The following is a 14,164-nucleotide window of genomic DNA, read 5'->3' as shown; positions in this document are numbered from 1 at the left end:
AGACCGCCGTTACGGCGTGCTGACAGCGGGAAAGAGGCGTAGCTGGGGCCGTTTTCCGTGAGTACAAGATGCCGCGAGCGTCGGCGGGGACGGTAGGGCACGGGCTTTGCGCATTGCGATGTCTCTTCGGCGCGGACCTGCCGATATGCTAGGGCTAGCCGCCCGCCTGTTCGTCCTGCTCCACTGTGCCGGCGCTCAAGGCTGTCCCCACGGGCTCGCCGCCCGGTTCATTCAAACAACGCTTCGATGTCCAATCCGTCCGCCATCTCCACACGCATGAGCGCGCCCGAATTGCGCGCGACCGTGTCGCTTGCCGCCATCTTCGCGCTGCGCATGCTGGGTCTCTTCATGATCATGCCGGTGTTCTCGATCTACGCGAAGACCATCCCCGGTGGCGAGAACGTGCTGCTCGTCGGCATCGCGCTCGGCGCGTACGGCGTCACGCAGTCGATGCTCTACATCTTCTACGGCTGGATCTCCGACAAGGTCGGCCGCAAGCCGGTGATCGCGACGGGTCTGCTGATCTTCGCGATCGGCAGCTTCGTCGCGGCGGCCGCGCACGACATGACGTGGATCATCGTCGGCCGGGTGATTCAGGGGATGGGGGCGGTGTCGTCGGCGGTGATCGCGTTCATCGCCGATCTGACCGCGGAGGAGCATCGCACCAAGGCGATGGCGATGGTCGGCGGCAGCATCGGCGTGTCGTTCGCGGTCGCGATCGTGGGCGCGCCGATCGTGTTCCACTGGCTCGGCATGAGCGGGCTCTTCACGCTGGTCGGCGTGTTCGCGATTCTCGCGATCGGTGTGGTGGTGTGGGTCGTGCCCGATGCGCCGAAGCCGGTGCACGTGCGCGCGCCGTTCGCCGAAGTGCTGCACAACGTCGAGCTGCTGCGCTTGAATTTCGGCGTGCTCGTGCTGCACGCGACGCAAACCGCGCTGTTCCTCGTCGTGCCGCGCATTCTCGAAGCGGGCGGGCTGCCGGTCGCGTCACACTGGAAGGTGTATCTGCCGGTAATGGGGCTGTCGTTCGTGATGATGGTGCCGGCGATCATCGCCGCCGAGAAGCGCGGCAAGATGAAGATCGTACTGTTGTCGGCGATCGCCCTTATCCTGATCGGCCAGTTGTTATTGGGCGTTGCTCCGCATACGATTCTGAGTGTGGCGGCGATCCTGTTCGTGTACTTTCTCGGCTTCAATATTCTCGAAGCGTCGCAGCCTTCGCTGGTGTCGAAGCTAGCGCCCGGTACCCGCAAGGGAGCCGCGGCCGGCGTGTACAACACCACGCAGTCGATCGGTCTTGCGCTGGGCGGGATGGTCGGCGGCTGGCTGCTGAAGATGAACGGCCAGAGCGCGGTTTTCTTCGCCTGCTCCGGGCTGGTATTTTGCTGGCTTATAATCGCCGCAAAGATGAAACAGCCGCCGCGCAAGGCATAACGCAGCGTACTCGGGTCACTTCCCGAATCATCCAGAACTCACCCGGTGGCGGGCAGAGGCGCTCTTCTGGTCTCGGGCCGGCCGGCCATGAGACGTGAACCGCGTAGTGCCGCGCCGCCTGCAACAGGAATCAACAGGAGAAATTCATGGCATCCGTGAACAAGGTCATTCTGGTCGGCAACCTCGGCGCCGATCCGGAGGTCCGCTATCTTCCGAGCGGCGACGCAGTGGCGAACATCCGCCTTGCGACGACGGACCGCTACAAGGACAAAGCGTCGGGCGAGATGAAGGAAGCCACCGAGTGGCACCGCGTCGCGTTCTTCGGCCGCCTGGCGGAAATCGTGGCGGAATATCTGAAGAAGGGCTCGTCGGTGTACCTTGAAGGACGCATCCGCACGCGCAAGTGGCAAGCTCAGGACGGCACCGATCGTTACTCGACCGAGATCGTCGCGGAACAAATGCAAATGCTCGGCGGCCGAGGCGGCGCTTCGATGGGTGGCGGCGACGAAGGCGGTTATAGCCGTGGCGAGTCGTCGGAGCGTAGCGGCGGCGGTGGTGGTCGCGGCATGTCGTCGGGCGGCGGCTCGCGTGGCGGCAGTGGCGGTGGCGGCGCGAGCCGTCCGAGCGCGCCGGCTGGCGGCGGCTTCGACGAGATGGACGACGATATCCCGTTCTGATCGTTCCGGCTCAATGCCGACCCGACCAGCGTCCCGCTGATCGACACAACGAGAAAGGCCCGCTTTCTGTGAAGAAAGCGGGCCTTCTGTTTGCCGGCATTTTTTACGTTACACGCGCGCACGGAGCCTGCCTGCCCGCCGAAAGTCACCTGCTCAAATGCTCCAACGTGTGCCGCAACGGCAGACTCGAAATCACGATCGGCCCGGTGAACGGCGTATCCAGATCGACGATCACATAAACCGCCGAAGCAATCGACACCGCTCCCAGCGTGATCGTCACCAGCGCCAACGCATTGCGCGGCGCGATCAACCCGAAGCTCAGAAAAATCACGCCTAGCCAGAACGTCAGCGTCCAGAAGAACGGCTGCGAAATCGAGCTGTGCGCTTCCTCGATGATCTTCCAGCGCGCGTCGATGACGCGCCGGTACTGAATCAACGCGTCATCGAGCGCGCGTTGCTGCAACGCATCCTGCGTGCGCAGTTGTCGCAACTGCCTCCCCACCGTGGTCAGCATGTCGCCCAGACGGACGTTTTCGAGTTGCTGCGAATTGTCGGGCGAACCAAGATCGCGCGGGTAGTCGCCGCTCGGCGCGGGCTCGCGCGGCCACGTCGACGCGATCGCCGCCGCTGTGTACTGGCGCAACAGGCGCCGCGACTCGTCGGCCACGCTGCCGAGCTCGCGCAGCGTCGTGTCGAATTCGATCAGCTCGGCCGCATAGGTGCGCATATCGTTCGACGCCGTATCGAAGCTCGATTTCGCCGATGCCGTCATCAAACCCAGCACCAGCGCGGCGAACGTCACCAGCATGCCGATCACGAGCTGCACGAGCTGTACGGTCTCGTGCGCCTTGTGCTCCTCCGGCAGTAGCGGCCGCACCCCGACGCCGAGGCCGGTGGCGACCAGCAACAGCGCGAACACGAGTACGGCCGAACCGATTTCCGACATGGGCGCGCTCCGGGCGGGCTTCGAGACTTCATTGATGTAACGCAAGCGGGGCGAGCGATCAACCATAAAGTTTTCGACCGATACGCCGTTGTCCTCAATGTGCTGTTTGCTTAATTTTCAGACAAGTTGCGGACCGGGCCGAACGGCGTGGGCGCAGCCTGCGTGGCCATGCAGCTATCGTCAACGATACGGAACCATCGGCCGGGCAGCCCAAGGAGACCAGTCCGATGTTGAAAAAGCTGTCGATTCGCACCAGCCTCACTCTGATGATCGTGTTCTTCGGCATCGTGCTGCTGCTCGGCGCGGCTGCGGGATTGTTGTCGCTGCGCTCGTCGAACGCGTCGCTGCAGCAGATGTACACGGTCGACACGCCCGCCGTCGCCGACCTCGAAGGCAGCTCCGGCCAGCTGCTGCGCCTGCGTCTGGCGCTTGCGACCTACGCGTCGCTCGTCGCGCTCAACGACCAGGACGGCGCGAGCGCGGTGCTCAAGCGCTTCGATCAGTACCGCAAAGCCTCCGACGAGCGGCTTGCCCACTATTTGAGCCATGCGGGCACGGATGCCGATGAGCAGCATCTGATCGCCGACATGCAGCAAAAGCGCGACGCGTTTCTGCGCGATGGCGTCGATCCGACGCTCGCCGCGCTGAAGTCGGCCGACACCAACGCCTTCCAGCAATTGCAGGCGCATAAGCTGCCGTCGCTGTACAGCGCGTACGAGAAGGCCATGCTCGCGCTCGAGCAGTTGCAGCTCGATCATGGCGCACAGCGCTATAAGGATGCGCAGGAGCTGTTCTACGCGATCTGCACCGCGGTGACGATCGGCATTGCGCTGTCGCTGGTCGGCGGCTTGCTCGCCCGCTTCGTGCTCGTGCGCGCGATCGTCGCGCCGGTCGATGCGACGATCGCGCAGTTCCAGCGCATCGCCAACGGCGACCTGAGCGGCCGCGTCGAAGTGCTCGGCGGCAACGAAATGGGTCGTCTCGCGGCCGCGCTGCGCAAGATGCAGGAGTCGCTGATCGCGACCGTCAACGCGGTTCGTCAAGGCACCGAATCGATCGATACCGGCGTCAGCGAGATCGCAGCGGGCAACGCCGATCTGTCGCAACGTACCGAGGAGCAGGCCGCGGCGCTCGAGGAAACGGCCGCCAGCATCGAAGAGCTGACCTCGACGGTCAAGCAGACGGCCGACAACGCGAAGCAGGCGAGCACGCTCGCGCAGGGCGCCTCGACGCTGGCCGCGCAGGGCGGCGAGTTGACCGAGCAGGTGGTCGGCACGATGCACGGCATCGTCGACGATTCGCGGCGGATTGCCGATATCGTCGGTGTGATCGAGGGGATCGCGTTCCAGACCAACATCCTCGCGCTGAACGCCGCGGTCGAGGCGGCGCGCGCCGGCGAGCAGGGACGCGGCTTCGCGGTCGTCGCGAGCGAAGTGCGCTCGCTCGCCCAGCGCAGCGCGGCGGCGGCCAAGGAGATCAAGGGCTTGATCGATGCGTCGACCGCGCGTGTGGAGCAGGGCTCGCAGCTCGTCGAACGCTCGGGCACGACGATGAACGACATCGTCGGCGCGATCGCGCGCGTCAGTTCGATCATGAACGAGATCGCGGCGGCAGCGCTCGAACAGAGCACCGGCATCGATCAGGTCAATCGCGCGGTCGGTCAGATGGACGAGGTCACCCAGCAGAACGCGGCACTCGTCGAGCAGGCGGCCGCGGCGGCGAGTTCGCTGGAAGATCAGGCACGGCGCCTGTCGGCGGCAGTGGCGGTGTTCCGGACCGGCAGCGAGTCGCGCGGCGGTGTTGCGGCGCCGGGCACGAAGCGCGCGGGCGGTGTCGGCGCGCGGAGCCTGGATAGCGAGTTTGTGGCGGCGTGACGCGAGCCGTTGCGCTGCGTCACCGCGCACCTTCCCACTACTGCATGGCCGCGTAATACCTCGACACGGCGTCCATTTCCTCGGGCGTCATCTGCCGCGCGACATGGCGCATCTGCTCGTTGATGTCGTTGTGCCGAGCGCCCGAAGCGAACGCTTGCAACTGCGCGGTCAGATAGGCCGCCGACAGTCCGCCGAGCCACGGTGCCGCGCCTTTGCGGTCTAGCTGTCCATGACACGCCGCGCACGGCGCGATATTTCGTTGCGGATCGCCCTGCATCACGAGCCTGACAGCAATCGGATCGGGTCCTTCGCCGGCCCGGGTTTTCTCGGCCGCCGGAGCGAGCGGGAGCGACGCGTAGTAGGCGGCCAGATCGTGCAGATCCTGGTCGCTGCGTCCCGCGATGATCTCCTGCATCACCGCGCTTGGCCGCTGGCCGTTCTGAAAGTCGCGCAGTTCCTTGTAGATCGCGTCGGCGTACTGTCCGGCTAGCGGCGGCGCGGTGACCTGCACGGTAGCGAGCACGCCGTGGCACATCGAGCAGTGCTGATTAGCAAGCGTCGCGCCGCGGCCGATCGAATCCGCCAACGGGTGGTTCGCGCCCGAAGGCGGCAATACGACGACGTCGCTCGGCACCTGGCTCTTCTCGTTGCCGCTGTACCAGCTCGACGGCACGCCGGCGGCGCCGCAAATCCTCGCCCACAGGCTGAGGTCGCCGAATGCGCTGCTAGCCGACGGCAGCCATACGAAGCCGATCAGGATCGCGACGATCGCGATCGCAACCGTGCCGCCGACGCTCCACACGAACCACGGATTGCGCAGGGTGAACAGGCGTTCTTCATTCATCGCGGCGCTCCGACGACGACTGCCGGCACCGAAGTCTGCGGCAGTCTGAGCAACTGGACGATCGGGAAGCTGTAGTTGACGACCGTGAGCCCGATCATCAGCGCGACCCACAGGCCGAAGCCGTTGAGCGCGACCGGCACGCGCTCGACCGGGTGCGCCGCGACCGCGAAGCGGAACGCCGGCGGTTCTTCCACGGGGCCGAACTGCGATTTCGCGAGGATATAGACGAACTGCAGGCCGGACACCAGCAGGATCAGGCCGCCCACCGCCGACATGACGACCCACACGCCCTGTCCCTGCACGCCGGGCATCGCGTAGTCGTAATAGGCCATGCGGCGCGGCGCGCCGAGCAGGCCGACCCAATGCCACGGTATCGTGACCACCATCATGCCGATGAACCACAGCCACAATTGCGTACGCATCAGTTTCACCGACACGATCGCGCGGCCGGTCAGTTGCGGCCACAGTTCGTACGCGATCACGAAGTACATGATGACGATCGCGCCGCCGAAAATCAGGTGGAAGTGGCCGGTCACCCACTGCGTGTTGTGCACGGTCGAGTTCAGCTGATAGCTCATGTTGATGAGGCCGCCCGCGCCGCCGAAGCCGAGCATCACGAACGAGAACGCGACCGCCAGCATGATCGGGTTGCTCCACGGCAACGCGGTCAGCCAGCCGAGCGCGCCCTTGCCGCCGCGCAGCCGGCCGGCGATTTCCACCGACGCGCAGATCGTGAACACGGTCAGCAGCGTCGGCACCGACACCATGCCGGTGAACACCGCATGCACGAACTTGAAGCCAGCGCCGACTTGCGGATCGACGAACAGGTGATGGATGCCGATCGGCATCGCGAACACGAGGAACAGGATGAACGACACCCGCGCCATCGAGTCGCTGTAGAGCCGTCCGCCGATCGAGCGTGGCACCAGCGTGTAGAACGCGATGTAAGCCGGAAACAGCCAGAAGTAGACGATCGCGTGCAGCGTCCACGAGAACAGCACGCGGGCGAGGCCGGCGTCGATCGTATGGGCGAAGCCTAGCGCGACCGGCAGGATCTGGAACAGGATCTCGAGCGCCGCGCCGACCGCGGTCCAGGCCCACAGGTACGCGCCCGCGACGTTCGCGAACATCGCGAGCGGCACGGGCTTGCCCGGGTTCGCACGCTTCCAGATGCGCAGGTTCACGTGCATCAGCGCGACCCAGATCCACGAGCCGACCACTACGAGCACGACGCCGAGGTAGTAGAACGGACTGCCGACCATCGGCGGATAGAACGTGTAGAGCACCGAGGCGCGGCCGAGCGCGACCGGCACCATCGCCATCACCGCGCCGACGAGCAGCATGATGAGCGCGGCCCACGCCCATTTGAGGCCGACGAGGCGCTGCCCGAGCGAGAGTTCGACGATCGCGTAGCCGAAGGCCATCGCGACCAGCGTCGGCATCACGTAGGCCATCACGGTGCCGTGCGCGGTGACCGAACGGTAGTACAGCTCAGGATCACCGACCCACGGCAACAGGGGACTGCGCACCAGCATCTGCCATGCGCCGAGGCATAGCGCGATCGCGAACGTGATGAAGGCGAGCCAGAAATGCGCGAGTACGAGTCGCTTAGCGTGGAACACAGCTCAGTCTCCGTGATTGTCGTGCCTGCTCCAAGAAGGCGGCTTTGTCGATCACCTTCACGTGCGCCCACATGGTCTGATGGCCGAAGCCGCAGAACTCGTGGCACGGCATCGCGTGATCGGCGGGATGGTCGAACTGCGTGTTCAGCGTCGCGACGTAGCCGGGCACGACCATCGTGTTGATGTTGGTGTCGGTGACGAGCAGGCCGTGCACGACGTCGGCGCTGGTGGTGCGGATCGTGATCGGCGTATCGGCGGGCACCAGCAGACATTGCGGCGTGAACGAGTACTGCTGCGCGACGAAGCGCACGATCACCGAGCCGTCCGGCTGCACCGCGCTGCCGAGGTTGTCTTCGGCGAATTCGCCGGATAGCTGCAGGCGCGACGGATCGATCGTCTCGACGCGCGACGGCGGCATCATCGACCAATGCACGCCCACGAACACGATCACGGCGAGCATCAGCACGATCAGCGCGACCGCGAAGATCGCCCAGCGCCGCTCGGCGCGCAATGCGACCGCATGGCCGCTACCGGGTTGATGAGAGGAGTCGGTCGACATGGTCAGTGGATGATGCCGCGCGGCAGAAACGCGAAAAAGTAGAAGGCGAACCAGATCAGCATCACGATGACGGCGGCGACGCCGGCCAGCGCGATCGCGCCGCGCGGACCGGACGCGACGACGTGTTCGACTTCGTCGTCGGTCGGGGGAGCGGCGCTGGGGGGAGCGTTCGCTTTCATGTCGATGGTTCTCCTATGCGGCGCTTCGGTGTGGCCCTTTCGGGACGGCAACTCAATGCAGCGGTGCCTTGCGCAGCTCGTTGACCTCGCGGGCCGTCACCGGCAGCCCGTGATTGCCCCACGCGGTGCGGATGAACGTGACGACGGCGGCCGCTTCGGCGTCGTTCAGCTCCTGGCCGAACGGCGGCATGCCGAATGGCTGCGGATTGCGTTTGGTGCCCGGCGGGAAGCCGCCGTTCAGCACGATGCGGATCGGATTGACCGCCGAGTCCATTTCGATCGACTGGTTGCCCGCGAGCGGCGGGTAGTGCGGCAGCTGTCCTTCGCCGTTGTCGCCGTGGCAGATCGCGCACTTGTCCGCATAGATCTGCTTGCCGAGCGCGAACACCTTCGGGTTCGGCGTCGCGCTCGGACCGGTCTTGCGGCCGCCCTGGTCGGGCAGCGACTTCAGATAGACGGCCATCGCGCGGATGTCTTCCTCGCTCAGATGCTGCAGGCTGTGATAGGTGACCTCGGCCATCGGGCCGTAGACTGCGCCGCGATTGGAGATGCCCGCCTGCAGCAGATCGACGATGTCCTGGATGCTCCAGTCGCCGAGGCCGCCGTCCTTGTCCGAAGTGAGCGACGGCGCGTACCAGTTCTGCACCGGAATCAGCCCGCCCGCGAACTGCTCGCGCGGCGACGAACCGCCCAGCATGTTGATGCGCGTGTGGCACATCGTGCAGTGCCCGAGCCCCTCGACCAGATACGCGCCACGATTCCATTCGACCGATTTGGTCGGGTCGGTCTTGAACTCACCCTCGTGGAAATACAGCGTGCGCCAGCCGTACAGCAGATCGCGCTGATTGAACGGGAAGCGCAGCGTGTGCGGGTGATTCGGCTGACGCACCGGCTCGACGGTCTTCAGGAACGCGAAGATCGCGTTCGAGTCCTCGCGCGTGACCTTCGTGTACTGGGCGACCGGCATTGCCGGATAGATCGGCGCGCCGTCCGGCTTGCGGCCGGTGCGCATCATCTTGAAGAACGCTTCCTCGCTCCACGTGCCGATGCCGTACTGCGGGTCCGGCGTGATGTTCGGCGAGTACAGCGTGCCGAACGGCGTTTCCATCGCGAGCCCGCCGGCGAACAGCCGGCCCCGCGGCGCGGTGTGGCACGCAATGCAGTCGCCCGCGCGCGCAAGGTATTCGCCGCGTCTGACGATCTCAGGGCGAGTGTCGTAACTGGTTCCAGCCGTGGCAGTTGCTTCCGCGCCTTGGGGCGCGGCGGTCGCGGCATGCGCCGGCGTCGCGAGTGGTCCATGGACCATTAACGCGAGCGCGAAGCTGCCGGTTGCAAGGACGCTAGCCATGCTTGCCGGGCGCAGCCAACCGGACGGGCGGAGTGTCGGCTTCATTGCGGTTGGCTCCCGCAAGCGAGGGGCAGCCGCTCGGCGGATGCCGGTGCGGGCCGGGGATCGGCGGGACGCGGCTGGCGCGCGAGCCAGTTCGATACCGCGGCGATGTCGTTGTCGTTCAGCTTGAGCGCGATCGTGCGCATGCAGTCCGGCGCGAGCGCGTGGCGGGTGCCCGAGCGCCATGTGCCCATCTGTCCGGCGATATAGCTCGCGTGCAAGCCGAGCAGGCCCGGAATGCCCGGCTGCGTGCCGGTCATGCGGGCGCCGTGACAGGCGATGCACGCCGGGATGCCGCGCGCCGGGTCGCCATGCGTCACGAGCTTTTCACCGGCGGCAAGCAGCTTCGGCGACAGGGCGGCGCGCTCGGATTCGGGATAGGGCGGCTGCAGGGCCGCGAAGTACTCGCTGATCTGACGCAGGTAGTCGTCGGGCAGGAACGCGAGCAGATAACCCATCGGCGGATAGGTGCGGCCGCCGTCGCGGAACGCGATCAGCTGGTTGAACAGGTACTCGGCCGGCTTGCCGGCGATGCGCGGGAAGTAGTCGTTTTTGCGTCCCTGGCCCTGCTCGCCGTGACACGACGTGCAAGCGCGTATGCGCTGGTCCATCGATGGCGGCATCGCGCCGGACGCGTCGGTGGCCGCTAACGCCGCGCCGCTCCACAGCGCTTGAAGCGCGCACAGCACGAACAGGACCGCAGAGCCGATAGTTTTGCGATACACACCGGGCCTCGTTTTGGAACGTTCTTATCGCTCGATTTATATACCCGGCGCTGGTGTGCGGATTGACTCATGAATCCGGAAACGGCGCATCTCGGGACTAGCTGCTTTTAATCGACTTGCTATTAACTGCTATTCGGAACGGGCTTGTTCGGGAACGCGAACTACAGAAGCGCAATGATGATGCAATTGTCCGGCAAAAACTTTGATCTGCGACAATGATCTGCGCTGGATGCGCCTAGGACGGCGGCTTTCGGGCTCCAACGAGCGACGCATGAGGCGCTGAAAAGCGTGTTATATCCAGTAGCAGCGTGCAACAATTTGTTGGATGCGTCAATAGAGAATACAAAGGTAAACAGGCGTTCCGATAATGCGGACCGGCTTGGATGTACGGCTTGGCGCGGTGAATTTTGTTGCGCCTCGGCTTATCGATGTCAATGCATCAGGTTAATGTGATTAGCTGATGTCGATCCATAAATTTTGCTGTGAATTTTATTTGTGCCGGGGTCGAGTCTATTTGTGTGGTTTCACGTTTTGCGCAAACGGCCGTGGCTTCATGCGAAGAGTCGCACGAGCGCATCACGTGCATTGCCGACCAGTTCGCTTTCGCCCGGACGCCGCGGCAACAGATGAAACTCGATGGCGGGCAGCGGCGGCAAGCCGATGTTCGCGGCGCACGCGACCACGCCGCCGCCGAGCGACGACTCGTTCAGACAGGAAATCCCCAACCCCGCCTTCAAAGCGAGCTGCAGCCCCGCGACGCCCGACGCCGAATGCGACACCACGTACGCTACCTTGTGTTCGTCGAGCAGCTTGACGACGAAGCGCTGCAGCTGACAGGTTGTCGGCAGCAGCACTAGTTGATACGGTGTGGCGGGGCGGGTGGGGGCATCGGCGCAACTGGCCCATAGCAGCTTTTCGCGCCGCACGACGATGCTCGCGGCACCGGCACCGCGTGCGCGCGACCGGCCGATGACGAGCCGCGCCGACAAACCGATGTCGAACGACGCGTGATCGTCCGCGCCGCTGTCGATCACCGCGCTCGGCAGCACCGTCACGTGCAGCTTCAGCCGCGGATGCTGTTCCGAAAACGTCTTGAGGATGCGCGCGATGTCGTGCGGGCGGTAGTAATCGGTGATTGCGATGCGCAGCTCGCCGTCAAGCGAGCGGCCTTGCAGGTCGTCGAAGGCCGCTTCGCTCATCGCGATGATGCGGCGCGCATGCTCGAGCAGACGCCCGCCAGCGGGCGTCGGATTCACACCCTGGCGGCCGCGCACGAGGAGCGGCTGGCCGGCGCGCTCCTCGAGCTTTTTCAGCTGCTCGCTTACCGACGACTGTGACAGGAACACGCGCTCGGCGCCCGCCGACACTCCGCCCGATTCGGCGACGGCGACGAAGGTCCGCAACTGCGCAAGGTCGAAACCACGCTGGCTCATGATTCGGCTCTTCCGATAGCGATGATCTGAATTTCCGGCTTTTCCGATGGAATGCCCAGCCGTAGCATACCCCCGAATACATGCGGAGGGTGTGATGGAAAACGGATCTATGACAGCGTCGCGCGGCACCGGCGAGCGCGGCGCGCGGCATCGCTGGAAGGTGCTGGGCGTGGGCTTTGCCGCGAATGCGAGCTTTTCGGCGGCATTTTCGGGAATTCCGACGACGGCAGTGTTCCTGCGCTCGGACTACCACCTCGGCAACCACGGGCTCGGACTCGTGCTCGGCATGCTCGGGCTCGGCATTGCGGTCAGCGAATTGCCGTGGGGACTGCTGACCGACCGTTGGGGCGATCGTCGCGTGCTGCTGCTCGGCTTGCTGTCGACCGCGGCCGCGCTCGCCGCTCTCGCGCTGTTCGTGGCGCCGGGCGACGCGCAGGTGCCCGGCATCGTTCCGCTCGCGCTCGGGCTGCTGCTGGTCGGATTGCTGGGCGGCAGCGTCAACGGATCGAGCGGCCGAGCGGTGATGGCGTGGTTTCGCGAAGGCGAGCGCGGTCTCGCGATGAGCATCCGGCAAACCGCCGTGCCGGCGGGCGGTGGACTCGGTGCGTTGGTGCTGCCGGTGCTCGCCTCGCACTTCGGTTTTGCGAGCGCTTATGCGGTGCTGGCGTTGGCATGCGCGATCACCGCGTGGTTCGCGTGGCGCTGGCTTCACGAGCCCGCGCAGGTGACTGCGACGGCCGGCGCAGCGGCTGCCAGCGGGCGCGGCGTAGACCCTTCGAACGTCGGCGCGCCGCTGGCGATGCGTTCGCCACTGCGCGACATCGCAATCTGGCGCGTCGCGCTCGGCGCGGGCGCGCTGTGCGTGCCGCAGATTGCCGTGATCACGTTCGGCACGGTGTTCCTGCACGACTTCGGGCGTGCCGGCGTGTTCGCGATCAGCGTGACGATGGCCGCGGTGCAGACCGGCGCCGCGGTCGCGCGGGTCTGGAGCGGCGCGTGGACCGACCGGCGCGGCAACCGTCGCGCGTATATGCGGGCCTGCAGTCTGCTGACCGCCGTGCTGTTCGTGCTGCTCGCGCTCGCGACCGGGCTCGTCGGCATGCATCGCGCCGGGACGGTCGCGCTGTTCGCGCTGATGATCGTGTTCGGCGGAGTTAGCGCGTCGGCGTGGCACGGCGTCGCGTTCACCGAACTCGCGTCGCTCGCCGGTACGCGCCGAGCGGGCACCGCGCTCGCGATGGGCAACACCTGCGTGTTCCTCACGCTGTTCGTGACGCCGCTCGCGATTCCGGCGCTGCTGTCCATCGGAGCATGGCCGCTGGTATGGAGCGTGGCGAGCGCGTGCGCGTTGCTCGCGTTGCCGGTGTTTCCGCGCGCCGCGCCGACGCGTGCGATGCGCGCGACGCGTGCCTGTGATGCGGCGTGAGACACATGTGAACAGCGCGGGCTTTGCGTTTCCGAATTGGATTTGATTCGATTCGAATAACGGTGCGCATTTTGCTCGGTGGAGCTATAAATTATCCCGATCATTTAACCGGATTAGGAACGCTCCGATTGTCGTGAATTTGCGAGGGTGATGAGATGGCTTTTCCGGCACGTCGCTTGATTGACGCGGCGAAGGTCGACGCCTGACGCCTGCACAGCCACCCCCACACGCATTCCGACCAATCCGATAACGAGCGAGACTAATCGTGACAAATCTTCGAATCATTCTGGCGGACGATCATCCGTTCGTCCTGCTTGGCCTGAAATCGACGCTGGAGGCGCACGAAGGTCTGACTGTCGTCGGTCAGGCGCAGACGCCCACCGCGTTGATCGCGTTGCTGCAACACACACCGTGCGACGTGCTCGTCGTCGATCTTTCCATGCCGGAGCCCGCCGGCGAGATTGGCGACGGACTCGGCCTGATCCAGCGCATTCGTGGCGAGTGGCCGTCATTGCGCGTCGTCGTCGTGACCGGGCAGACGAATGCCGCGATGTTGCGCGTCGTCGCCGCCGATGCCGCAGTCAGCGTGGTCGGCAAAGCCGATTCGCTCGAGGAACTGCCGCGAGCCGTCTGCGACAGTGTGCGCGGCGCGCGCTGCCTGGGCCGCTCGGTGGTCGAAACGCTCGAGCGTTCGCAGCCGGACAACGGTCGGTTCGTGTCGGCCCTGCTGTTGTCGAAGCGGCAGACCGACATCGTGCGCAGGCTCGTGAGCGGCGAGTCCATCGTGCAGATCGCGGCGGCGCTCGGCTGCCATCGCCGCACGGTGAGTCGGCAAAAGCGTGAAGCGATGGCGCGATTGGGCGTGACCGACGACCCCGCGCTCTTTTCCTGTGTGCGCGCCTGCGGCTCGCTCCTCCTCGAACCGGAAAACTAGGCATCGGGCGCGCCGTCGTTCGGTTCATTTCAGAGCGCTCTGATGTTTGTCGCAAAAGAAATGCTCGACCATTGCGTGAGCGCCGGTCACACATAACAAGGTGTCGAGAAATGAAAGTATC

13 protein-coding genes are annotated in these 14,164 nt (G+C 65.3%); 5 read left to right on the top strand and 8 right to left on the bottom strand.

What is annotated here, in order from left to right; all coding sequences use genetic code 11:
* The first annotated feature begins 246 nt into the window (after positions 1–246).
* Complete coding sequence (locus QFZ91_RS13180) at positions 247–1,434, top strand: MFS transporter (protein ID WP_429567493.1); 1,188 nt, start codon at positions 247–249, stop codon at positions 1,432–1,434.
* A gap of 146 nt (positions 1,435–1,580) precedes the next feature.
* Positions 1,581–2,111: a single-stranded DNA-binding protein gene (locus QFZ91_RS13175; RefSeq protein WP_176382497.1), complete on the top strand. Its 531-nt coding sequence runs from the start codon at positions 1,581–1,583 to the stop codon at positions 2,109–2,111.
* Between the two features lie 145 nt (positions 2,112–2,256).
* Here QFZ91_RS13175 and QFZ91_RS13170 read toward each other — a convergent pair whose 3' ends face one another.
* Positions 2,257–3,057: a hypothetical protein gene (locus tag QFZ91_RS13170; RefSeq protein WP_429567492.1), complete on the bottom strand. Its 801-nt coding sequence runs from the start codon at positions 3,055–3,057 to the stop codon at positions 2,257–2,259.
* Positions 3,058–3,284: 227 nt separating this feature from the next.
* Between QFZ91_RS13170 and QFZ91_RS13165 the strand changes: the two genes are divergently transcribed.
* Positions 3,285–4,931: a methyl-accepting chemotaxis protein gene (locus tag QFZ91_RS13165; RefSeq protein WP_429567491.1), complete on the top strand. Its 1,647-nt coding sequence runs from the start codon at positions 3,285–3,287 to the stop codon at positions 4,929–4,931.
* A 37-nt stretch (positions 4,932–4,968) separates the two neighbouring features.
* Here QFZ91_RS13165 and QFZ91_RS13160 read toward each other — a convergent pair whose 3' ends face one another.
* From QFZ91_RS13160 to QFZ91_RS13130, 7 genes are all read right to left on the bottom strand, one after another.
* Positions 4,969–5,775, bottom strand: a complete 807-nt coding sequence (locus tag QFZ91_RS13160) for a c-type cytochrome (RefSeq protein WP_429567490.1) — start codon at positions 5,773–5,775, stop codon at positions 4,969–4,971.
* Positions 5,772–7,397 (bottom strand): b(o/a)3-type cytochrome-c oxidase subunit 1, encoded by a 1,626-nt coding sequence (locus tag QFZ91_RS13155; protein ID WP_429567489.1) that lies wholly within the window; start codon positions 7,395–7,397, stop codon positions 5,772–5,774. The genes QFZ91_RS13160 and QFZ91_RS13155 overlap by 4 nt, the downstream gene beginning before the upstream one ends.
* Positions 7,384–7,956, bottom strand: a complete 573-nt coding sequence (locus QFZ91_RS13150; protein WP_176382502.1) for a cytochrome C oxidase subunit II — start codon at positions 7,954–7,956, stop codon at positions 7,384–7,386. The genes QFZ91_RS13155 and QFZ91_RS13150 overlap by 14 nt, the downstream gene beginning before the upstream one ends.
* 2 nt (positions 7,957–7,958) lie before the next feature.
* Entirely contained in the window at positions 7,959–8,135 is a 177-nt protein-coding gene (locus QFZ91_RS13145) for a hypothetical protein (protein ID WP_176382503.1), read from the bottom strand.
* A 52-nt stretch (positions 8,136–8,187) separates the two neighbouring features.
* A complete protein-coding gene (locus QFZ91_RS13140) occupies positions 8,188–9,528 on the bottom strand; it encodes a c-type cytochrome (RefSeq protein WP_429567488.1) in 1,341 nt (446 codons plus the stop codon).
* Positions 9,525–10,250, bottom strand: a complete 726-nt coding sequence (locus QFZ91_RS13135) for a c-type cytochrome (protein WP_176109596.1) — start codon at positions 10,248–10,250, stop codon at positions 9,525–9,527. The genes QFZ91_RS13140 and QFZ91_RS13135 overlap by 4 nt, the downstream gene beginning before the upstream one ends.
* A 551-nt stretch (positions 10,251–10,801) precedes the next feature.
* Positions 10,802–11,683, bottom strand: a complete 882-nt coding sequence (locus QFZ91_RS13130; RefSeq protein WP_429567487.1) for a LysR family transcriptional regulator — start codon at positions 11,681–11,683, stop codon at positions 10,802–10,804.
* A gap of 94 nt (positions 11,684–11,777) precedes the next feature.
* Here QFZ91_RS13130 and QFZ91_RS13125 point away from each other — a divergent pair, with 94 nt between their 5' ends.
* Together QFZ91_RS13125 and QFZ91_RS13120 are read left to right on the top strand one after the other, a co-directional pair.
* Positions 11,778–13,109 (top strand): MFS transporter, encoded by a 1,332-nt coding sequence (locus tag QFZ91_RS13125; RefSeq protein ID WP_429567486.1) that lies wholly within the window; start codon positions 11,778–11,780, stop codon positions 13,107–13,109.
* A gap of 265 nt (positions 13,110–13,374) precedes the next feature.
* Positions 13,375–14,043 carry a response regulator gene (locus tag QFZ91_RS13120; protein ID WP_176382512.1) on the top strand — a complete coding sequence of 223 codons (669 nt, stop codon included), beginning with the start codon at positions 13,375–13,377 and terminating at the stop codon, positions 14,041–14,043.
* Positions 14,044–14,164: the final 121 nt, after the last annotated feature.

This window comes from Paraburkholderia sp. JPY419, assembly GCF_050435705.1.
Taxonomy (GTDB): Bacteria; Pseudomonadota; Gammaproteobacteria; order Burkholderiales; family Burkholderiaceae; genus Paraburkholderia; species Paraburkholderia youngii.
The sequence above is the reverse complement of the archived record's forward strand: the minus strand, read 5'-3'. Positions and strand labels throughout refer to the sequence as shown.

What these genes read in the sequence shown, in the direction of transcription:
- QFZ91_RS13180 (WP_429567493.1), top strand. Translation starts at nt 247, where the DNA reads ATGTCCAATCCGTCCGCCATCTCCACACGCATGAGCGCGCCCGAATTG.
- QFZ91_RS13175 (WP_176382497.1), top strand. Translation starts at nt 1,581, where the DNA reads ATGGCATCCGTGAACAAGGTCATTCTGGTCGGCAACCTCGGCGCCGAT.
- QFZ91_RS13170 (WP_429567492.1), bottom strand. Translation starts at nt 3,057, where the DNA reads ATGTCGGAAATCGGTTCGGCCGTACTCGTGTTCGCGCTGTTGCTGGTC.
- QFZ91_RS13165 (WP_429567491.1), top strand. Translation starts at nt 3,285, where the DNA reads ATGTTGAAAAAGCTGTCGATTCGCACCAGCCTCACTCTGATGATCGTG.
- QFZ91_RS13160 (WP_429567490.1), bottom strand. Translation starts at nt 5,775, where the DNA reads ATGAATGAAGAACGCCTGTTCACCCTGCGCAATCCGTGGTTCGTGTGG.
- QFZ91_RS13150 (WP_176382502.1), bottom strand. Translation starts at nt 7,956, where the DNA reads ATGTCGACCGACTCCTCTCATCAACCCGGTAGCGGCCATGCGGTCGCA.
- QFZ91_RS13145 (WP_176382503.1), bottom strand. Translation starts at nt 8,135, where the DNA reads ATGAAAGCGAACGCTCCCCCCAGCGCCGCTCCCCCGACCGACGACGAA.
- QFZ91_RS13140 (WP_429567488.1), bottom strand. Translation starts at nt 9,528, where the DNA reads ATGAAGCCGACACTCCGCCCGTCCGGTTGGCTGCGCCCGGCAAGCATG.
- QFZ91_RS13130 (WP_429567487.1), bottom strand. Translation starts at nt 11,683, where the DNA reads ATGAGCCAGCGTGGTTTCGACCTTGCGCAGTTGCGGACCTTCGTCGCC.
- QFZ91_RS13125 (WP_429567486.1), top strand. Translation starts at nt 11,778, where the DNA reads ATGGAAAACGGATCTATGACAGCGTCGCGCGGCACCGGCGAGCGCGGC.